This window comes from Runella zeae DSM 19591 (genome assembly GCF_000423565.1).
In the GTDB taxonomy this organism is placed as follows: domain Bacteria; phylum Bacteroidota; class Bacteroidia; order Cytophagales; family Spirosomataceae; genus Runella; species Runella zeae.
Genome location: NZ_AUIF01000030.1, coordinates 26,948 through 48,203 on the forward strand (window position 1 = coordinate 26,948; position 21,256 = coordinate 48,203).

Annotated in this window: 18 protein-coding genes and 1 pseudogene; 12 read left to right on the top strand and 7 right to left on the bottom strand. The window is 41.9% G+C overall.

Annotated elements, in window-relative coordinates; translation table 11 throughout:
• Nucleotides 1-46 precede the first annotated feature (46 nt).
• Nucleotides 47-1,237 carry a PQQ-dependent sugar dehydrogenase gene (locus G563_RS33905; protein ID WP_037326080.1) on the bottom strand — a complete coding sequence of 397 codons (1,191 nt, stop codon included), beginning with the start codon at nucleotides 1,235-1,237 and terminating at the stop codon, nucleotides 47-49.
• A gap of 167 nt (nucleotides 1,238-1,404) precedes the next feature.
• Here G563_RS33905 and G563_RS0107010 point away from each other — a divergent pair.
• Nucleotides 1,405-2,532, top strand: a pseudogene (locus G563_RS0107010) (NAD(P)/FAD-dependent oxidoreductase); the annotation flags it as partial.
• A gap of 92 nt (nucleotides 2,533-2,624) precedes the next feature.
• On the opposite strand, the gene G563_RS0107015 reads toward G563_RS0107010, so the two are convergent.
• Entirely contained in the window at nucleotides 2,625-3,929 is a 1,305-nt protein-coding gene (locus G563_RS0107015) for an SUMF1/EgtB/PvdO family nonheme iron enzyme (RefSeq protein ID WP_028664694.1), read from the bottom strand.
• Between the two features lie 337 nt (nucleotides 3,930-4,266).
• On the opposite strand from G563_RS0107015, the gene G563_RS0107020 reads away from it, so the two are divergent.
• A complete protein-coding gene (locus G563_RS0107020; RefSeq protein ID WP_157585127.1) occupies nucleotides 4,267-5,664 on the top strand; it encodes a hypothetical protein in 1,398 nt (465 codons plus the stop codon).
• On the opposite strand, the gene G563_RS0107025 is transcribed toward G563_RS0107020, so the two are convergent.
• Together G563_RS0107025 and ruvC are read right to left on the bottom strand one after the other, a co-directional pair.
• On the bottom strand, nucleotides 5,642-6,652 hold the full coding sequence (locus tag G563_RS0107025; protein WP_028664696.1) for a WD40/YVTN/BNR-like repeat-containing protein: 1,011 nt from the start codon (nucleotides 6,650-6,652) through the stop codon (nucleotides 5,642-5,644). The genes G563_RS0107020 and G563_RS0107025 overlap by 23 nt on opposite strands.
• 145 nt (nucleotides 6,653-6,797) lie before the next feature.
• On the bottom strand, nucleotides 6,798-7,388 hold the full coding sequence (gene ruvC, locus G563_RS0107030; protein ID WP_028664801.1) for a crossover junction endodeoxyribonuclease RuvC: 591 nt from the start codon (nucleotides 7,386-7,388) through the stop codon (nucleotides 6,798-6,800).
• Between the two features lie 52 nt (nucleotides 7,389-7,440).
• On the opposite strand from ruvC, the gene G563_RS0107035 reads away from it, so the two are divergent.
• Genes G563_RS0107035 through G563_RS33910 form a run of 3 tightly spaced genes read left to right on the top strand, consistent with a single transcriptional unit; the run spans nucleotide 7,441 to nucleotide 10,270 of the window.
• Nucleotides 7,441-8,400 carry a lysylphosphatidylglycerol synthase domain-containing protein gene (locus G563_RS0107035; protein WP_169579731.1) on the top strand — a complete coding sequence of 320 codons (960 nt, stop codon included), beginning with the start codon at nucleotides 7,441-7,443 and terminating at the stop codon, nucleotides 8,398-8,400.
• Between the two features lie 12 nt (nucleotides 8,401-8,412).
• A complete protein-coding gene (locus G563_RS0107040) occupies nucleotides 8,413-9,546 on the top strand; it encodes a glycosyltransferase (RefSeq protein ID WP_028664698.1) in 1,134 nt (377 codons plus the stop codon).
• 34 nt (nucleotides 9,547-9,580) lie between these two features.
• Nucleotides 9,581-10,270 carry a polysaccharide deacetylase family protein gene (locus tag G563_RS33910; RefSeq protein WP_051210807.1) on the top strand — a complete coding sequence of 230 codons (690 nt, stop codon included), beginning with the start codon at nucleotides 9,581-9,583 and terminating at the stop codon, nucleotides 10,268-10,270.
• A 28-nt stretch (nucleotides 10,271-10,298) separates the two neighbouring features.
• On the opposite strand, the gene G563_RS0107050 is transcribed toward G563_RS33910, so the two are convergent.
• Nucleotides 10,299-12,023 (bottom strand): GMC oxidoreductase, encoded by a 1,725-nt coding sequence (locus tag G563_RS0107050; protein WP_028664699.1) that lies wholly within the window; start codon nucleotides 12,021-12,023, stop codon nucleotides 10,299-10,301.
• A gap of 143 nt (nucleotides 12,024-12,166) precedes the next feature.
• Here G563_RS0107050 and G563_RS0107055 point away from each other — a divergent pair, with 143 nt between their 5' ends.
• The 6 genes from G563_RS0107055 (at nucleotide 12,167) to G563_RS33915 (ending at nucleotide 17,236) form a co-directional block, all read left to right on the top strand.
• Nucleotides 12,167-13,015: an AAA family ATPase gene (locus G563_RS0107055; protein WP_028664700.1), complete on the top strand. Its 849-nt coding sequence runs from the start codon at nucleotides 12,167-12,169 to the stop codon at nucleotides 13,013-13,015.
• Between the two features lie 13 nt (nucleotides 13,016-13,028).
• Nucleotides 13,029-14,237: a vWA domain-containing protein gene (locus G563_RS0107060; protein WP_028664701.1), complete on the top strand. Its 1,209-nt coding sequence runs from the start codon at nucleotides 13,029-13,031 to the stop codon at nucleotides 14,235-14,237.
• A gap of 56 nt (nucleotides 14,238-14,293) precedes the next feature.
• On the top strand, nucleotides 14,294-14,998 hold the full coding sequence (locus G563_RS0107065) for a 16S rRNA (uracil(1498)-N(3))-methyltransferase (protein ID WP_028664702.1): 705 nt from the start codon (nucleotides 14,294-14,296) through the stop codon (nucleotides 14,996-14,998).
• A 127-nt stretch (nucleotides 14,999-15,125) separates the two neighbouring features.
• A complete protein-coding gene (locus tag G563_RS0107070) occupies nucleotides 15,126-15,530 on the top strand; it encodes a LytR/AlgR family response regulator transcription factor (RefSeq protein ID WP_028664703.1) in 405 nt (134 codons plus the stop codon).
• A gap of 100 nt (nucleotides 15,531-15,630) precedes the next feature.
• Complete coding sequence (locus tag G563_RS0107075; RefSeq protein WP_028664704.1) at nucleotides 15,631-16,302, top strand: DUF4159 domain-containing protein; 672 nt, start codon at nucleotides 15,631-15,633, stop codon at nucleotides 16,300-16,302.
• A 136-nt stretch (nucleotides 16,303-16,438) separates the two neighbouring features.
• On the top strand, nucleotides 16,439-17,236 hold the full coding sequence (locus G563_RS33915) for an acyl-CoA desaturase (RefSeq protein ID WP_051210808.1): 798 nt from the start codon (nucleotides 16,439-16,441) through the stop codon (nucleotides 17,234-17,236).
• Between the two features lie 72 nt (nucleotides 17,237-17,308).
• On the opposite strand, the gene G563_RS0107085 is transcribed toward G563_RS33915, so the two are convergent.
• Entirely contained in the window at nucleotides 17,309-17,839 is a 531-nt protein-coding gene (locus G563_RS0107085; protein WP_028664705.1) for a 5' nucleotidase, NT5C type, read from the bottom strand.
• A gap of 148 nt (nucleotides 17,840-17,987) precedes the next feature.
• Here G563_RS0107085 and G563_RS0107090 point away from each other — a divergent pair, with 148 nt between their 5' ends.
• A complete protein-coding gene (locus G563_RS0107090) occupies nucleotides 17,988-19,826 on the top strand; it encodes a T9SS type B sorting domain-containing protein (protein WP_084650787.1) in 1,839 nt (612 codons plus the stop codon).
• A 58-nt stretch (nucleotides 19,827-19,884) separates the two neighbouring features.
• Here the strand turns inward: G563_RS0107090 and sucC are convergent, their stop codons facing one another.
• The gene (sucC, locus tag G563_RS0107095; protein ID WP_028664707.1) at nucleotides 19,885-21,108 is read right to left on the bottom strand and encodes an ADP-forming succinate--CoA ligase subunit beta; all 1,224 of its coding nucleotides are present in this window, start codon (nucleotides 21,106-21,108) and stop codon (nucleotides 19,885-19,887) included.
• Between the last annotated feature and the right edge of the window lie 148 nt (nucleotides 21,109-21,256).

Here is a 21,256-nt window from a genome sequence, read left to right on the forward strand (position 1 = left end):
TTTTGAAAAGCAATTTTTGTATTTCAAAGTTCCGCCCTTCTCAATCTTACTTCAGCTCTAAAAGGTGTATTTTGCCAGTTTGGTGGTTGAGAAGATAGAGTTCACCCGCTTCGTCTTCGCCAAAGGAAGAGAGCGACCCTACCAAACGCGTCAGGAGTTTGTTGGTTGCTTGACGAGAATTTTCGTCGTAAGTAAGCGCCCAAATATTGCCACTTACATAATCGCCATAAATGTACTGCCCTACAATAGACGTAAGTTTGGCACCGCGATATACATAGCCTCCCGTGATAGAACGGCCTTCGGAAGTGCCATAATCAAAAACAGGCTCTACAAAGCCAGTACGGTTACAATTGTTGGCAGGGCTATAGCATTCCTTTCCTTCGGTAACACGCCAACCGTAGTTGCCGCCTTTTTCGAGAATATCAATTTCCTCACGGGCATTTTGACCTACATCCGCAATCCATACGCGGCCTGTGCTTCGGTCGGAGGTAATTTTCCAAGGATTGCGTAGACCATAGGCATATATTTCGGGACGAGCGCTTGTCATTCCTTTGAAAGGGTTATCGGCCGGAATGCCGTAGTTTAGACCTGATTCTTTGGTATTTACATCAATTCGCAAGATTTTGCCGAGCAAATTAGCCCGATTTTGGGAGTTGTTTTGAGGGTCGCCCCCTGAGCCGCCATCCCCAGTGGCGATATAAAGAAAACCATCTTTGCCAAACAAGATAGCTCCGCCGTTATGGTTGGCGTAAGGTTGGTCGAAAGTAAGCAGTATTTCTTCGGAGTTGGCGTCAGCGGTGGTTTTGTTGGATTGAAAACGCGACACTACCGACTGTAATTGGTTGTTGAAGCGGCGAGTATAGTTGACAAAAACTTGACCATTGGTTTTGAAATCAGGGTGAAAAGCCAACCCTAGCAGCCCAGTCTCGCCTCCCGAACTCACTCGATTGCTGATGTCCAAGAAAGTCTGGCTTTGATTTACATTGGCTTCGTTTTGAAAAACACGTACTACACCACGCTGCTCTACCACAAAAATCCGATTGGTACCATCGGCAGCGTGAGTCATTTCGACGGGGCTATTGAAGGTAAGGCTACTAAAAACCGGATTGACTTGCCAAGTGGCATTGGGGGCAGGATTGGTAGTGGGAGGCGTCTCGCTCGATTTGGTACAAGCACTCAGTAAGGTGACGATTCCTAACACTCCCCATAAATAGAATACAAAAGAGTTGATTCTCATTGTTGATAGAATTTAAGTGTGGGACTTTTTGAAAGTATTTTAAAATACTGTGCCATTCTTAAAACGAAAACTTACTTTATTTATACATTTTCAAAACTACATTTTGCGTACTTTGTTTTAAATCCTAGAGGTTTACCGATGATGGACAATCTCTTCAACAAAATCAACCAGGCATGTATGATGTAGTCGTAGTAGGAGGTGGTTTAGCGGGGCTTATTAGTAGTATAGAGCTTGCCCGTGCGGGTTTTTCAGTAGTTGTGATTGAGCGTAAGCATTATCCTTTTCATCGGGTATGTGGCGAATACATTTCCAATGAAGTAAGACCTTATTTAGCACATTTAGGACTAGATTTAAAGGCCTTAGGTGTAAAAGAGATTACAGATTTTAGGTTTACTTCTCCTTCAGGGCGCGCGCTAGATACTCAACTTGACTTGGGAGGGTTTGGTGTGAGTCGATTTCGGTTAGATTTTGCGCTTTACCAATTAGCGCTTCAAACAGGAGTGGAGTTTTGTTTGGGGGAGACTGTCAATGAGGTCACAGAGGATTTAGGAAATAGTTTTGAAGTACATATTCAATCAGGCCGAGCGATTGTGGGCAAAGTAATACTGGGGAGCTTCGGTAAAAATTCGAAAATGGATAAGGCCTTGAAGCGAGATTTTGTTCATGAAAAATCCCCCTATATTGGTATAAAATATCATATTAGAACCCAATTTTCCCAACATTTAATAGCTCTGCACAACTTTCAAGATGGGTACTGTGGTATTTCGGCGATTGAGGAAGACAAATATTGTTTGTGTTATCTTACCACTCGCGACAATCTACGTCGCTATCGGGATATTGCGGATATGGAACAAAATGTACTTTGGAAAAACCCGCATTTACGGCGTATTTTCAACGAATCAGAGTTTTTGTATGAGCGTCCAGAGGTCATCAATGGTTTTTCATTTGCCCCTAAACAAACCGTCGAAAACCATATTTTGATGGTGGGTGATGCGGCGGGGCTAATTACTCCGCTTTGTGGCAATGGCATGGCGATGGCAATTCATGGGGGGAAAATAGCAGCAGAGCAAACAATGTTGTTTTTAGAAGGAAAAATTTCTCGTTCACAACTTGAAAATGACTACACAAAACGTTGGAAAGAGCAATTTGCAAGTCGGCTTTGGGTGGGGCGCACCGTACAACGCTTGTTTGGGGATGAATGGCTTTCCGAACTATCGCTGCGTATTTTTCAGAATTCAAAACCTATGCTTAAGTGGGTAATCAAGCAAACCCACGGCAAGGTGATAGCAGTATAAATGATGAGATATGTACCCAATTAAAAAGCGGAGGGCATTGCTGCCTCCGCTTTTTAAGTATATTAAGGTAATAAATGAGGAACCTGAGATTGTTATTTGTTTCTTCCTGTTGAAATCATGGCGCAACGGAAGCCAATCATCGCCGTAGCTGAATCTTGGTCTAGGAAGCGACGAGTACCAGGTGAGAGCCAATAAGCTACATCGTTCCAAGAACCACCTTTGTAGACGCGAAGCTTATCGTTTACAACGGAGTTGCTATTTTTAGAATCGTAGCGTTTTGATTCATCCAAGAAACCATCGCGACGGAGAGGGTTCAAGTCTTTGAAATCCATATATGACAATGGACGATAAACGTCGTATACCCATTCGTTTACGTTACCCGCCATATTGTAGAGACCAAAGTCATTTGGTGGATATTTGTAAATCTCTTCAGTAATGATAGCACCGTCGTTTGATTTACCAGCGATACCGGCGTAGTCACCACGAGCACGTTTGAAGTTAGCCAACATCTCCCCTTTGTGTTTGCCACGAGGGGTACGCAAAGAAGAGCCATCCCAAGGATAGATACGCTGATTTGATTGGTTTTCGTCGGCGTATTGGGTTCCAATCATTGCTTTTGCAGCATATTCCCACTCAGCTTCCGTTGGAAGGCGATAGTTGGGCAATACATACCCACTTTCTACCGCAGGGCGAGCAGGTGTAGAGGCCATCATAGCTTCAGACTCAGCCAATGCTTGTCCTTTTTTCTTACTCTTTCTGCTTGTAGAAGGTTTTTTACCTTTGCCGTTGGCTTGTTTGGCCAAGTTGGAGTTGACGAAACTAGTACGCCAAGTAGAATAGTCATTGGCTTGTACCCACGATACACCTACTACTGGAAACATCCTAAAACCAGGGTGGCGGAAGTAATAGGTAACATAAGAATCATTGAATGACAACGGATCGTACCAAACGGTCGTATCTGGTAGCGCACGTGCATGTACCTCCGCCGAAGAGTCACGCTGAATGTAGTGCAAATACTCTAGATAATGTAAGTTGGCAATCTCAGTTTCATCCATGTAGAAAGACTGTACACTGACCGTGCGCTCGCGGTTGTCACGAGTGTTCATGACATCCTCCTCTAGCGCTCCCATAGTAAAGCGTCCACCTTCGATAAAAACGAGGTTGGGACCTACTACCTGTGACTTGTAAGGCATCACCACAAAACCATCAGACTCTTGAACATCTGCTCCTTTCTTCCCTTTCTTGCTACCTTTACCACCTTTGGTAGCAAAGTTTGCGTTGGTCGCCGTACTTTTCTTACCCGGGTTGAGGCTTGAAGGGTGCTTAGACTTACACGCGCCCAGTAATACCACCGCTGCTAGTACACAAGTCGCCGCTTTCATACTTAATTTGACCATCTAGATTAAATAGTTAACCGTTATTTGTAAATCGTGAAATCTTATAATGTCGAACAATGATAAGGCAAAAATACGATTAATGCCTAAAATACAATGAAAATTCTATCTAATGGCATTATCAATAACTTTGCCAAACTTACAAAATACAGATAGAGATTCTGTTGTTTAAGGCGAATTGGCTTATTTTGTTGGACTAATAACGAAGATAATTTTGGGCGTATTGTTTATGGAAGTGAGATTTTCGATAAAATGTATAAAAATAAAGTTTTGGGGGAGAAAATGCCCAAAGTACCATGCAAAAAACCTTATTTTTGGAGCTAAATGGTGCTTTGTTTTATTGACTAGTCTTCTATTTAGTAAAAGTCTTTCTGCCCAACATGTGGTTGTCAATGCCGATACCATCCGACAGACTTTAGAAAAATCGCTGAGGTATTTACAACACATTCAGTGCCAACAAACTACAGAGGGCCAAGTTTATAAAGGAGAGTGGCCTGCTTACATGCAAATGCACACGCGGTTTTTGTTGCTTGGCACTCGCAACAAGTATCAAGATTCCAATAGCTTTACTACCTCTGGCATTCATAACATCTTGTCAGAGATGTATTTATCCGACAGTTCTTTAGGCCAGATTAAACCCATGCTTTTGCTGGCTTATCCCGAAATTTTGAGCTATGCGACGGCTCATAGATTTAATTTTTGGAAAAAACTTCCTCCAAATCGTGATTTACAAAAAGGCCCCGAACCTGAGCCCGTGCCTTTGGTGAGGCGTCCGACTCATTACAAACTAAAATCAAGATATATCAACAACGCTGCCAATGTAGAAAATGATGCAGACGATACGGCTTCGGGAAATCTGGCTATTTGGTTTCATAATCAGATTTTTGGAGCAAAAGACACGCTAATTGCGGCTAGTGAATTTGACAGCTACCTTGATCAAAACCGTAAAAATCGGCATTGGTACAATTATCTTTTCAATGGTATTCCTGAGTCGGGAGCTTATATGACATGGCTTGGCAAAGAGGCAGATTTCAAAAAATGGAATATCCTGAAAACGATTGGTCACAACAAAATTTTCTTTTTGAAGAATAGTATTTGTTATCCTAAGCCCTATCAGCCTTATATTCCTTATGGCACAAACGACCTCGATGCGGTGGTCAATGCGAATGTACTTACCTATTTACAAAAAAATGGAACGCTATCAAGTAGCATAGGTAAAGAAGGGGCGCACCGATTCATAGAACACCAAGCTCTGTATAAGCGTTGGCGGAGAGCGGCGCACTACTATCCTAATCGCTATCATTTTCATTATGCTGTTTCGCGGGCTTTGGTTGCAGGTGATACCGCCCTTAAGAATACCGCTCATCTCATGCTTCAACATCTGCTAAAATCGCAGCAAAAAAATGGAAGCTACGTAAGTCGAAGGAAAGTAAATCACCGCGATAAAATTCAATCTACGGTCTATGCCCTTTTGAGTTTGCTTAATTTTAAATCAGTAGGGCTAGAGGTGGCTCCTTACTATATTGATCAATCAATTGCTTTTTTGTTGAGCCAGCGGCAGTTTGGACAAAATCATGTTTACTGGAAAGGAGGGGTGTTTTTTTCGGGAGGTACAGTGGTAAGAAATGCCCTCTATTTTACTTCCGAAGCTTACACTACGGCACTTGTAGCGCAAGCATTGCAGAAATATTCTTTGCTTCAAGCAGTATCGCCGATTAGTGCGGTTGATGGGCGCTGATTGAAGGAGTTGCAATCGTGATATGAAGTAAAGTTTGCGCACTTCCTATGGCGAGCGCGGTGTTCGGAGAGGTAAAAATAGCTTCGTAAATACTAAATTCGTCGTTGAGTTTGACCCTAAATGTTTTGAATGTATCGGTTTTATGGCTCAGTATTACGTGCCCATTGCAAGCCGTATAAAGATCATATTGCTCATTTGAAACCCGTCCCCATACCAAGCCTGATTGTGGGATGATGTGCTTTTTGGTGTTGTAGTGGATTCTGCCTTTTTTGCCAATCCATCCACCCATAGCAACAAAATCATTCTCATTATCAAATTGTATTTCGTGAAAAATACTGTTGCCAATTTTTTGCTTACGCTTCCATTTCTCATCTTCAAAAGCGTATAAATGAGTTCGATTTGGAGTATACATGAGGGCATACACCTTTTGATTATGGGGGTTGAATTTAACACACCATACCATTTTAAAGGCATTATTGTACACTTTTTGCCAAGTTTTGCCACGGTCGATTGTCTTTAAAATAAACCCTAGCGGAATGGTTTTTTGGGAATGAGCAATGGCCGAATTGCCTCCGCATACAAAGGCCGTGGAATCATTGACAACTGCCATATTGTAAAAACAAGCCTTCTCATAGCCTTTTACCTTGATTACTTCCCAATGCTTTGAAGAGAGGTTGTGTTTGTAAATGATTCCTTTGTCGGCGCAAGCGATTAAGTTTTGCTCGTCAAATCGATCTATTTTGTAAATGTCGACGAATTGATTGGGATAGGAAATATCAGAAAGGTTTCCTAGCGCATCGCTAGACTTTAAGGTGCCATATTTGCCACCAATCCAGTACTGATTGCCTACCGGAATGATGTCATAATAAGAAGAATCCTTAAACGTTTTTCCTTGCTGAAGTACTTTGATGTGTACTTCTTGGGAAAAAGACGCTAAGGAGACGAAAACAAAAATACAAACAAGCGTTATTTTGGCTGTAAAGTTCAACTATATGAGTTTTTCTAAGGTTTCGGTTGAGGTACTTATTTGCAAAAATAGTCAAGCAGCTTTTTTTTACAAACTCTATATATGACAACTGAGGCAGGTTTTACCACTATTGCCCTATAAAAATAGACTTACGGTACAATTGTCTCTATTTTATTCGATTAGGGTTTTCGCTTACGAAGGCACTCCATCCTCCTTTTTTTGCTCCTTTTTTCTTAGCCGCTGCCGACGGGAGCGAATTGGCATGATAATGATGACAAATAGCAATAGCAACGGCATCAGTAGCATCGAGGTATTCGGGTTGAAGCTCAAGTTTAAGAATACTTTGAAGCATAAAAGCTACTTGTTCTTTGGAAGCGTTTCCATTGCCAGTTACCGACATTTTGACTGTCTTTGGGGAGTATTCCACAATCGGGATGCTACGATTGAGAGCAGCTGCCATAGCCACCCCTTGTGCTCTTCCTAATTTGAGCATTGATTGGGGGTTTTTTCCGTAAAAAGGATCTTCAATTGCCATTTCATCGGGCAAAAACTCTTCGATAAGTTGGGTGATTCTGTCAAAGATTTTCTTCAGTTTCAATTCATGACTACTATATTTGTCAAGTTTTAATACACCGTATTGGAGCAATTCAATGCGCGGTCCCACAACACGGATGACTCCGTAGCCTGCAATACGGGTGCCTGGGTCAACACCTAAGATAATTTTTTCGGTCGGTAGATTAGACATTTCTTTTTGCATGATGCAAAGTAACACCCCTTCGCGGTATTCTTGGATTATTTCTCTCAAAAAAATGGCTTGGGTGTTTAAATGGGGGCTTTTGGTGGCGATGTTGGGGTATTTGTATATGACAATCCAACAAAAAGGCCAAAGCTTACAAGATGTGTATTGGCAGCTTCGCCAAAACCTGAATCGGGAGCATTGGGTAGAATTGGTAATAGTGGGCTTGTTGACTCCTGTCAATTGGGCATGTGAGAGTAGAAAATGGCAGTTGTTGGCGCAAAAAGTAGAAAAAATCAATTTTTTTGAATCATTTAAGGGGGTATTGGCTGGACTAGCTCTAGGATTTTTACTTCCAAACAACGTAGGCGATGCTGCTGGTAGAGTGCTTTCGCTTCAAAGCCACCAACGGCTTTCGGGAGTAGGGGCTGCATTGTTGGCCAATGGGCTTCAATTTTACGTATCGCTGATATTCGGAACGCTGGGTATAGGGTACTTGGTAGTATACGTGTCGGCTTTTCAAAACAGTGCGGCTTGGCTACTTTTAGGAGTATTGGTGTCGACAATCGTGGCAGGGATTTGGCTGATTATCAAACGGAAAGAGGCGACGTTTTATCTCGAAAAATTTCGGTGGTTTCGGTGGATAGCACCTTATGTAGAGATTATCTCACAGTATAGTATTGGCGAAATCGTGGCAGCTTGGCGCTGGGCAGTAGGGAGGTATGGGGTGTTTACACTCCAATTCTTCTTATTGCTTCAGGTATTCAAAGTTACATTGCCTTTAGGAGCATCTATATCAAATATTTTTTTGGTGTTTTTTGCGAAAACATTGATTCCTGCTCTCAATTTTCTAGGTGATTTGGGGATTAGGGAGGCTTCTTCTTTGTATTTTTTTAGTTTTTATGAGGTAGCTCCTAGTCAAATTGTAGCGGTGACATTGACGCTGTGGTTTGTTAATATCCTTCTACCAGTATTGCTGGGTGTAGTATGGGTGATGAAATTGAAATGGTGGGGCAATGATTTCAAACCATAATCGTAAAAAGATATGATAATTGTCGGGGGAGTGGCGGTGTTGATGTATGCGGTGGCGTGTATATGGCTTTGCATGATGTGGAATCGTATCAGGTTGCAGCCATCACCCAAAGAAAATAGTTTACCTCTGGATTTTAGATTGTCGGTTATCATTCCAGTTCGCAACGAAGCGGCCAACATACACGTATTATTAAGTGATTTACAAGGGCAATGCTTAGCCAAAAAATATTTTGAGGTGATTGTGGTGGATGATGCTTCTACGGATCGTACTGCCGAAATTGTGGAAGACTTTGCGGCAAAAAATGACTTGGATTTAAAATTGATTAAGCTTACAGACAAGCCTGTGAACGCGCCCAAAAAAAGGGCAATAACGGAAGGCTTGGCGATAGCAACGGGGCAGCTTATTGTTACAACTGACGGAGATTGTAGGGTAGGAGAGCGGTGGCTGGAGGTATATGCTCAGACTTATATCCAGACAAAGGCACACTTTATCAGTGGGCCGGTGACATTTGTAGACGAAAAAAATAGCTTTCATGTGTTTCAGACCATCGAATTTTCGAGTCTCATAGGAACTGGTGGGTGCTTGCTTGAAGCGGGCTATCCTACGATGTGTAATGGGGCAAATCTGGCCTATGAAAAAAAAGCCTTTGAAACAGTGGGAGGGTACAGCGGTGTAGACCAAATTGCTTCAGGAGATGATGAGTTTTTGTTACAAAAAATCAATCAATTTTATGGTGGAGGCGTCTATTTCCTTAAAAATCAGGCTGCTATTGTACAAACTCAACCCCAAGAAAGCTGGAAGGCTTTTTATCAACAACGTATCCGCTGGGGGAGCAAATGGGCTGTTAATAAAAGAGTCGCTACTATGGTAGTTGCCATTTTTGTATTTTTAGTAAATACTTTTACATTACTAATATTAACTTCTACATTAATAGATGATTTTCAGGATAAACTATTTAATGCAATTTTAATTGTTAAATTTTTGCCAGAATTTTTGTTTTTAAGTTTGATTATCAGATTTTTGAAAAAAAATAGGTTGATTCCTTATATTCCTTTAGTACAACTTTTTTATCCAATATATGTACTATTGTTTGGGATAGTTTCCCAACGAAAAGGATATGAATGGAAAGGTCGAAAATTGAAATAAAATAAGATACCAATCTCCCTAAAAAAAACAGCCCATGATTCCATTGTTTGTACATAAGTCTCCTCTTTTACTAAAGGCAATCTACGCGCCTTTTGTGTGGAATATTCCGACTCAAGAGAAAGTGGTATACCTTACATTTGATGATGGCCCCATACCAGAAGTGACGGAGTGGGTGCTAGAGCAACTCGCTAAATATCAGGCAAAAGCAACATTTTTTTGTATTGGTGATAATGTATACAAGCACCCTGAGATTTTTGCAAAACTCGTAGCCCAAGATCACAGTATTGGCAATCATACTTTCAATCATCTTAATGGTTGGAAAACCTCTGATACCATGTACTGGGAAAATGTAGGTAGATGTAATGATATACTACCTGTGGAGACCAACTTGTTTAGACCTCCTTATGGACGCATCAAACTAAGTCAGGCCAAGCCTCTTTTGGAAGACCATCACATTGTAATGTGGGACGTACTCACGGGCGATTTTGAGAAATACCTTAGTCCTGAGCGCTGCTTAGAAAAAACCCTGCGCTATACTAGCCCAGGGTCGATTGTGGTGTTGCATGATAGTCATAAAGCATGGCGAAACATGAGCTACGTGTTGCCTCGAATACTAGAGGATTTATCAGAAAGAGGATATCGTTTTGATGCCCTTCCTCAGCAAGCACCTTTGTCCGAAAAATTGTCGTACAGTCATACACAAGCTCTAAAAACCCAGCATTGAATTGGGGAAGTGATTGTAATTTAATAAATTAGAGATTTTGCTTTTTCATTTCTTTGACGGCATAATCGGCGGCTCGTGCCGTCAAAGCCATATAAGTTAGTGAGGGATTTTGACAAGCCGAAGAAGCCATACAAGCACCGTCAGACACAAACACATTTTTGCAAGCGTGTACTTGATTGAAGCCATTTAGTACGGACGTCTTGGGATCGCGGCCCATGCGAGCAGTGCCCATCTCATGGATAGCAAGTCCGGGTGCTTGGTGATTGTCAAAAGCGGCGGTTACTTTAATACCTGCACGATGCATCATTTCTTGCGCCTGTTCGATTGCATCCAATACCATTTTGTCTTCATTCTCATTCCACCGACAGTCGATTTTGAGGGTAGGTAAGCCCCATTTATCTTTTTTGTCGTGGTCGAGTTCTATTTTGTTGTCGATGTGTGGAAGCATTTCCCCCATGCCTGTCATGCTGAAAGTCCAACGACCAGGGCGGGTCATGCTTTCTTTAAACTCGCTCCCAAACTCCAAATTTCCAGAGCCACGCTCCCAACCTTGCCTTCCTGCGCCGCAGGCATAGGCATAGCCCCGTACAAAATCTTTTTGGCGGTCGTTGCCTAAATTGCGAAAACGAGGTACATAGGAGCCCGCAGGACGCCGCCCGAAGTAATATTGGTCATCAAAATCACGACCTTCATAGACGCCACTAACTCGGATACGATAGTTGTGGTCCATCAGATAGTGCCCCAAAGCACCGCTATCGTTGCCTAGTCCGTTTGGAAAACGATCCGAAACAGAGTTCATCATGATAGCAGTACTGTTGAGGGTACCAGCATTGACAAAGATAATACGGGCATAATATTCGGTCATAGCAAGGGTATTGGCATCAATGACTCTGACGCCCGTAGCTTTTCCTTTTTTGTCGTCATAAATGATAGAATGTACGATAGAAAAAGGCAACAGTGTGAGCTTGCCAGTTTTGACGGCGGCAGGCAAAGTAGAAGACTGAGTGCTAAAATACGCTCCAAAAGGGCACCCACGGCTACACCAGTTGCGAGATTGACAAGCCGAACGCCCTAGAGCGGTATGAATAGCCGAAGGCTTGCTCAAATTGGCAGTTCGGCTGATGATAAAGTGACGATCGTTGTAATATTTGGCAACCGTTTTTTGGAAATGTTTTTCTAAGCAATTGAGCTCAAAAGGGGGCAGAAATTCGCCGTCGGGCAGGGTTTTAATTCCGTCTTTGTTGCCTGCAACCCCAATGAATTTTTCGACATAGCTATACCAAGGAGCCATGTCTTTATACCTAATAGGCCAATCAACGCCAATTCCTTCGCGGGCATTTTCTTCAAAATTGTCTTCATTCCAGCGCTGAACCCACCGCGCCCACATGAGTGATTTGCCCCCAACTTGATAGCCCCTTGTCCAGTCAAAAGGTTTGACTTGAGTATAAGGATGCTCATCGTCTTTTACAAAAAAGTGATTGCTATATTCGTTGGCAGCGGGCCCTGTTTTGCGTTGGATAGGCACCCGTTCGGCGATTTCGAGCGGAAGCCGCCCCCGATGAGCCATTTCCCAAGGAGCCGACATGGTAGTGGGATAATCGGTGACGTGTTTTACGTCACGGCCACGCTCCAGTACGAGGGTTCGTAAACCTTTTTCGGTCAGTTCTTTAGCGGCCCATCCACCACTGATTCCCGAGCCAATGACAATGGCATCGTAAGTATTATTTTTTTGCGCGTCGAGGTTGAGATACATTCTGGGATAATGTTTAGCTAAACTTATTATAATAAGTCTCAGCGTTGTTTTTTATACCTCTTGTTGTTTCTTGTTTTTACGCAAAAAGAAAAAATGATACGCCTAAAAAGCTTAATTTGCGACTACTTAAAGAATCATAGTTTATGACTCCCTCTTTTGAAGGTACCGAAAAATACGTTGCTACGCGCGAGTTGGCCGTGGCGGTCAATGCCTCAGTAAGTTTACAAAAACCCCTACTAATCAAAGGTGAGCCGGGTACTGGCAAAACCATGCTGGCTTATGAAGTGTCAAAAGCTTTGGGTAAACGGCTCATTACGTGGCATGTCAAATCTACCACTACGGCGCATCAGGGCTTGTATGAATATGATGCTGTGTCACGTTTGCGAGACTCACAGCTAGGTGACAAACGAGTATATGAGGTCGAAAACTACATCAAAAAAGGGAAATTGTGGGAGGCTTTTGAGTCCGATGAGCAGGTGGTGCTGCTGATTGACGAAATTGACAAAGCTGATATCGAGTTTCCAAATGATTTGCTTCAAGAACTCGACCGCATGGAGTTTTTTTGTTATGAACTCAACCGAACTATTGCTGCCAAACAGCGACCTATCGTGATTATTACTTCCAACAATGAAAAAGAGCTTCCTGACGCATTTTTGAGGAGATGTTTTTTTCATTTTATCCGTTTTCCTGACCGGCTCACCATGCAGCAGATTGTGGAGGTACACTATCCTGAGCTTGACAAAGAACTGCTAGAGCGTGCTTTGAAAGCGTTTTTTGCGGTCAGAGAGGTCAAAGCCCTCAAGAAAAAACCTTCTACTAGCGAGCTGATTGATTGGATAAAATTGCTTTTGTGGGCCAAAGTATCTTCCGACGACCTCAAAGACTTGGAGACCATGCCCGAAGTGCCACCATTTTTGGGAGCTTTATTGAAAAACGAACAAGACCATGACTTGTATGCGGCTCTCCGAGCCAAAGGTTTTAAACCTTACTAACTCTCACTAAGCTATGTTTCTTGATTTCTTTTTATTGCTCAAAAAACACGCCCTACCTGTCTCAGTGGGCGAATACCTTGTATTGTTGGAAGGATTGAAAAAACAAATCATTGAGATGAGTGTGGAAGAGTTTTATTATTTCAGTCGAACTGCTCTCATCAAAAATGAAATGCACTATGATTTGTTTGACCGACTTTTTTCGGAATATTTCAAAAATGCGCAGTCGGTACAAACCAAAATCCTTGATACCAATCTCCCTCCCGAATGGTTTGAAAATGCGCTGATGCGTGAGCTCACAGAAGAAGAAAAGGCCCTAATTGAGCGTATGGGCGGATTAGATAAGTTATTTGAAAGGTTTCAAGAATTGCTCCAAAACCAAAACGAACGACACGACGGTGGCAATACTTGGATAGGTACGGGTGGCACTTCGCCTTTTGGTTTTAATGGCTATAATCCAGAGGGGTTTCGACTAAAAGGCCCTTCTTCTGGCAACCGAACGGCGGCTAAGGTTTGGGAAAATAGAGAGTATAAAAACTACGACGAAGAGGTAGAACTCAATACCCGAAACATAAAAATGGCTTTGCGCCGCCTGCGCATCTTGACCCGTGAAGGACGAGAAGAAGAACTTGATATGGATGCCACGATCGAAGGTACTAGCCGAAATGGTGGAATATTGGATATACATCTCCACCCTTCTCGCAAAAACAATGTCAAAGTGCTGTTGCTATTGGATGTGGGTGGGTCGATGGACGACCATATTGAGCTGTGTTCAGAGTTGTTTTCGGCGGCAAAGTACCAATTCAAACACCTTGAGCATTATTATTTTCATAACTGTGTTTATGAAACACTGTGGCGCGACAACAGCCGGCGGCATTCGCGAGTGCCTACGCTAGAGGTCTTACACAAATACAACAAAGATTATAAAGTGATTTTTGTGGGGGATGCTTCTATGGCTTCGTATGAAATTACGCACGCCAAAGGTAGTGTGGAGCATTACAACGAAGAAGCCGGACTAACGTGGCTCAATCGCTTCAAAGAGCAATATCCGCATTTGGTTTGGCTCAATCCTGTGACAGTGGCAGATTATTGGCAATATACCCACAGTATTAGTATCATTCGTGAATGGACCGACAATCGGATGTTTCCACTCACATTGGCAGGGCTTACTCAAGCTATGAAGTGTTTGAAAAATCCTAAAATAAAGTTTGAGAATAAAATTTAATAGCCCCAGCACATCTTTGCTAAGATTGTATCATTTTCTAAATCAGAGTGTTTTATATGCATTTATTTTATCAACCCAATTTCTCCGAAATCACAGCCCTCACCGACGACGAAGCCTTTCATGCTGCCAAAGTATTGAGGCTGCGTCAGGGAGAAAGCGTACAAGTCACAGACGGGAAAGGAAGCTGGTATGAAGCCGTGGTTCAATCAAGTACTCCTAAAAATTGTATTCTTAAAGTTACAAATCAAATACTCCAACCACCACGAAAATACCATATTGAAATAGCACTTGCTCCTACCAAAAATATGGATCGTATTGAGTGGTTTGTGGAAAAAGCCACCGAAATAGGCATTGACAAAATATCGTTTTTTTATACCAAACATTCCGAACGAAAGACGCTAAAATTGGAACGTATCCATAAAATAGCCGTGTCTGCGATGAAGCAATCTTTGCAAGCGTATCTACCAGAGGTAGCAGAAGTAGGAGATTTTGAGAAATGGATTGTGAGGCAATCCGATGCCAATACTCAAAAATGGATAGCACATTTGCCCGAAAACGAAGTACCTCCTCACTTACTCAAAGCAGCTACGTCGGGCGAGCATTATACTGTGTTGATTGGTCCCGAAGGCGATTTTGCAGCCTCAGAGATTGCACTAGCTCAAATTCATGGATTTAGGATGGCTACTCTTGGAAATACGCGTCTACGTACCGAAACCGCCGCTTTGGCGGCTTGTCAGGTATTGCACCATGTCAATATCTAATACGCTTCAAGAATAAATTCGCCACGGTTCACTTGCTTAATAACACGATTCACTACTTCTTATTTGATTTGCGGGGGAGAGATGTATCACCTTTGAAGCATCAAAAACAATCTAATACTCTCCCGTTATGTTACAGCCACAACTCTTGCCTTTACCTCTCGTAGAAAAAAAATCAGTTCATCGCCTTTGTTTACACGTAGGAGGGATTGTCAGAATGATGGATACCCAAAACATCATGTATCTTCAATCTGAAGTAAACTACACGCGTTTTTTCACGAAAGATGGAAAGGCTTATTTGGAAGCAAAAACCCTCAAGCACTTCAATGGCGTATTGGAAGGCTCCGATTTTATCAGAATTCATAAGTCATTTTTAGTAAACAAAAATTTTATTGTTGAAATGACGCCCGAATTTGTCGAATTGCGCAATGGTGTACAGTTGCCCGTATCGCGCCGCAAACGCCGTGCGTTGAAAAAAAACCGAGCAATCACTTCCGTTTTTTCTTCTTTTACCAAAATGGATAAGTGGTACTAAATTTGATAGAGATTCGTTGTAATTGTTGCACAAACTTGCGTATTAGATTAGTTTGCGTTAAGTTAGTGAAACGGTTTAAAACCCTTAGATAAAGGCTACAATGAATCTCAAAAAATCAGTTTTATCCACCTTAATTATTGTCTTAGGAATAGTATCGGCAGCTCATGCGCAGTATGCCTACAAAATTGCAAAACTCAAATATGGCGGCGGCGGTGATTGGTATGCCAACAAAACGTCCATGCCAAATTTGATTAAATTTTGTAATCAAAACCTAAGGATGAATATTTTTCCTGAAGAAGATATTGTAGAACCTGGTAGCCCTGATTTGTTTTCCTATCCTTTTATTCACCTCACTGGGCACGGAAATGTGCTATTTTCGGATTCCGAATCTCGTAACCTGCGCAAATACCTGATTTCGGGTGGATTTCTGCATTTAGATGATAATTATGGTTTAGATAAATATATTCGCCGTGAAATGAAAAAGGTATTTCCCGAACTAGAGTTTGTGGAAATACCTTTTTCGCATCCTGTATATCACCAAAAATTTCAATTTCCCAACGGACTCCCAAAAGTGCACGAGCATGATTCTAAAACCCCACAGGGTTTTGGATTGTTTTGGGAAGGTCGGTTGGTTTGTTTTTATAGTTATGAGTGTGATTTGGGAAATGGGTGGGAAGATCAGAGTGTATACAACGACCCCGAAGAACTACGTCAACAGGCTTTGCGAATGGGTGCCAATTTGGTACAGTATGCACTTACTGTAAATCAATAAATTAACTTGCCTATCCGTTTGATTCAAACCCAAAACGCAAGGAAGCGAAATTTCGCCTCAAAAAGGTTGTTTCTACCAAAAGGTTTCCTTAGTTTTGTACAAGTTTAAAATCATTAAAAATAACCTACTTCATTACATGTACGTAGTTTTGGCCGCTTTTTTTGGGCACTGGTATCTTTCTTTATTTTGTCAGACGTTTTTTTTGCATCGCTATTCTGCCCACAAGATGTTTACGATGAATAAGTTTTGGGAGAAGTTTTTTTACGCCCTTACTTACATCTCGCAAGGGTCTTCTTACCTAAGTCCTCGTGCGTATGCTATCTTGCACCGTATGCACCACGCTTTTAGCGACACCGAAAAAGACCCTCACTCTCCTCATCATACCGAAAATGTATTCACGATGATGTGGAAAACCAAAGATCTTTATAACGCAGTTTTGAATCGCAAAGTTAAAGTAGAAGCACGTTTTGAGCGTGATTATCCTTATTGGGAAAAACTCGAAAAACTAGGCGATTCGTGGATTTCACGTTTAGGATGGGGGATTTTATACTCGTTGTTTTATATTTTTGCCTTCATTTATTTAGATATGCACTGGGCATTTTTCTTGTTGTTGCCTATTCACTATTTAATGGGTCCCGTACATGGTGCTATCGTCAATTGGAGTGGTCATAAGTACGGTTACCAAAATTTTGACAATAAAGACGAATCAAAAAATTCCCTTGTTTTTGACTTGTTGATGATGGGGGAGTTGTTCCAAAACAACCATCATAAACTTCCAAACCGGGTCAATTTTGGTACTAAATGGTTTGAGTTTGATCCTACTTATCCAGTGATTAAGTTTTTGAGTTGGACCAAAATCATCAAGATGAAAGAATCGAAGGTAGGGGTAGAAGTGCCTAAACCAAAAGAAGCTTCTCCCACGCATTTGTTTTAGCAATAAATATCAAGATACCAAACAAAAGCCCGACGCATACACGTCGGGCTTTTGTTTGGTAGTTAATCAAGCTCAACCCAAAAGTTGCAAGATTTCTTCCCAATTCATGACACGTTGGTAGGCCGTTTCTTCGAGATTGTGAGCAGCGTTAAAAAGTAACCCCTTTCCTTTGAAGGTTTTTAAGTTGCGGGGCATATCGTCGATAAGGTAGTCACCCGACAAAACACTTTTGTCGCCACAAAATACAATGTGTGTCCACGGAATAAAATCAAAATATTGGCGTAGCCAATCATACTTTTCGCGGAAAGAATTTGGAAACTCAAGCGCGGCAGTAGCTACAAAAATTTCATATTTTTTGCTCAACTCAAGTACAGCTTCGCGGGCGTTGGGGATGAGTGGAATATCGCTAAAAAAACCTGGAGCTTGGATAATATGGTAAAGCCGTTGGCTCAGTTCAGTGGAAAGGATTTGATGAAATGCTACTTTGTTAAAAGCTTCGCGTGAAAGACCAGTTTCAAATTCGTTGAAAACAATGTCGGCGAGTTTATCGTGCGTAGCAGCTAATACATCGTCTTGGTCTAAAATGAGGCGGGGTTTTGACATAAAATGATAGAAGATTGTTTACAGTATCAACCACGAAAATTTTTGAATAATTCCGCTTTTTGACAATTGTTGTAAGCAAGTCTATCTTAGTTCCAACATAAGTTGTTGATTTATTGTTATTTTTGTCAAAAGACTCATCTTGTTTGGTATGTCAAGGCGCTTCCTTTTAATGGGTGTATATTGGGCATTCTACTTTATTTTATCAGCTAAAGCAGCTGCCAAAATATCTCATGAAACTACGGTAGTATGCAATACCAATATAAGCAAGCCCATTACTTTTGTTTCTAAAGTCGGGCAGCCTCAAAAAAGGCTTCAGGCCACTATATGCTATGACAGTACTGTGCAGCTCAATGCAACTAGTTTTTTAGCAAACAGTACATTTCAATGGACTCTCGACGATGTGTTGATTCCAAACGCTAAAGATTCGATTTTAATAGTTAAAAACAACCAAATTGGGAATTATAAATGCTTGGTTTCGACACCTCTCTATTGTCCTGAAATGGTAGTTACACCGGGAATTGAGCTTGCTCTTTTTCCTAAACCTAATATTAGTATTTCAGAGGGAAATTTGACAGGCAATCCTTGCCAAGGTGGAACGGTCAAATTAAGTGCAGCTGTAAGTGGAGATGGCGCTTTTTTTTACCAATGGCTTTTTGAAAATCGACCTGTCCTAAGTGCGACTTCTAATACTTTGGAAGCAGTAGAGACGGGAAATTATAGCTTGAAAATAACTGATCCTAATGGCTGTGCCTATCTTTCGTCTTCCTCTATCGTAATCACAAATACTCCTCCTAAAGCAGATTTGAAAGCTGCAAGAGCAGGGTTTTGTAAAGGCGGTAAAGTTACTCTAAATGCTACTCATGGGCGGACTTATATTTATCAGTGGTATCTTAACGGGCAACCTATAAGCGGTGTCAAAGATTCACTAATAGCTACACAGCCAGGAGTTTATAAGGTGAAAGTAACCGCTCCCAACAACTGCACCACCGAGTCGGAGGAAGTAAGAGTGATTCAATATGAAGAACCTGTGGTGGAAATTGAGGCGAGTGGTAAAGAACTTTGCCCTGGGGCTTCGCTCTTACTCAAGGCAAAGGGTAAGGATTTGAAAGCTTTTGTATGGCTGCTAAATGGACAAGCAATAGAAGGGCAAACACAAGCCCAAGTTGTAGCGACTCAAGCGGGAAAATATACAGTTGCAATAAGAGATACCAATCGGTGTACAACTGTTTCTAGCGTATTTGAAGTATCAATGGTAGATAAAGTGGTGGTCCAGATGGATTCCATTCCCCCCTTTTGTAGTGAGATACTGAGGCCTGTCAAGTTGAAGGGAAGCCCTGAGGGTGGTATATTTTTGGGGAAAGGCGTGGTAGATGGAGTATTTGATCCTATTAAAGCAGGAAAAGGAATGCATACCATCGTGTATGTCCTAAACGGTTCAGTAGAGTGTTTGAATGGAAAAGCAGAACAGACTGTGGCAGTAGTGGCACCGGCCAAAGTAGAGTTGGGTGAAAAGCGTAGCTTGGTAAGAGGAGCGAAATTAAAGATTGACGTCAATTTAGGCGAAGGATATATCTATGAGTGGACGCCCTCAGCGGGCATCGAAAATCCGACGAGTTTGTCTCCAATTTTCAGCCCAGAGACTACTACAATGTATCATTTAAAAGCTATTGGACCAGTAGGCTGCTTGGCCGAAGATAGCATAATGATTGAGGTATTAGGGCCTCTTTATATCCCCGACGTATTCACGCCAAATAGGGATGGCCAAAATGACATGTGGATATTAAAAGGATTAGATCAATATCCAGAGATAGAAGTGATGGTGCTTAATAGATGGGGAGAAGTGGTATTTTTTGGTAAAGGAGACACTCAACTACCCTTTGATGGTACTTTTCAAGATAAACCTCTTTCAGATGGAGTGTATAGCTATGTGATAAAAACACCCTCTCATCAGTATGAATGGCGGGGGAAAGTATGGCTGATGAGGTAAATAAAAAAGCAACTGACAGAGAGAGCTATCAGTTGCTTTTTTATTTTAAGAGATATTACTACAATCCCAAAGATTTCAAGACTTCGGTTACTTTAGCGGCAGCTTCTTTGAACTCAATAGCAGAGTAAACTTTCAAGCCAGATTCATTGATGATACGTGCTCCTTCTTCGGCGTTGGTACCTTGCAAGCGCACAATGATTGGTACCGGAATATCCCCAATGGCTTTATAGGCTTCCACAACCCCCGTTGCTACGCGGTCACAGCGAACAATTCCACCGAAGATATTGATAAGAATTGCTTTAACGTTAGGGTCTTTTAAAATAATACGGAAACCAGCTTCTACTGTTTTGGCATTTGCCCCACCGCCTACATCGAGGAAGTTGGCAGGCTCACCGCCCGAAAGTTTGATTAAATCCATTGTACCCATAGCCAAACCCGCACCATTGACCATACAACCTACGTTACCGTCAAGCTTAACGTAGTTGAGGTTGTTTTCGCCTGCTTCTACTTCAAGAGGGTCTTCCTCATTAGTATCACGCATATTGGCGAGGTCTGCATGGCGAATCAGGGCATTGTCGTCCAAATTAACTTTGGCATCAACGGCCATGATTTTGTCATCAGAAGTTTTGAGTACGGGGTTGATTTCAAACATCGCCGCATCAGACTCCCAATATGCAGTATAAAGAGCCGAGACAAACTTAACCATTTCTTTGAAGGCATTGCCCGACAAGCCAAACGCAAAAGCGATTTTACGAGCTTGGAAAGGCTGAAGGCCTACGCGAGGGTCTACCCATTCTTTGATGATTTTTTCGGGAGTATGTTCTGCTACTTCTTCGATGTCCATACCACCTTCAGTACTTGCCATGATTACGGGGCATCCTTTGGCGCGGTCAAGCAAAATAGAAATATAATACTCTTTAGGTTCAGAAGCGCCAGGATAATAAGCGTCTTCGGCCAAGAAAATTTTGTTTACACGCTTGCCCTCAGGGCCAGTTTGGTGTGTTACGAGAATATGTCCTAAGAGGTTTGTGGCGATTTCGCGTACTTGGTCGGGCGATTTAGCTACTTGTACACCACGTTGTTCTAAACCTTGGATTTTTCCTTTACCACGTCCACCCGCGTGAATTTGAGATTTCACAACAACGAACTTTGAGCCAGTCCGTTCGGCGATGCTACGATATGCTTCTACAGCCCGTTCTGGAGTATCTACTACGATGCCGTCTTGCACACGCACACCGTACTTTTTGAGTATTTCTTTACCTTGATATTCGTGAATATTCATATAGGTATTTTGGGTGAGTTGGTGAGATTTTTATTTTCCGTGCCAAATTACAGAAAATAACTGAATGGAAATAGGATTTTTTAGGTTTTAGCCTAGGGGCAGTTGCTAAATACTTAGAAGGCTTAGATTCTTCTCAAACTGAAAAAAA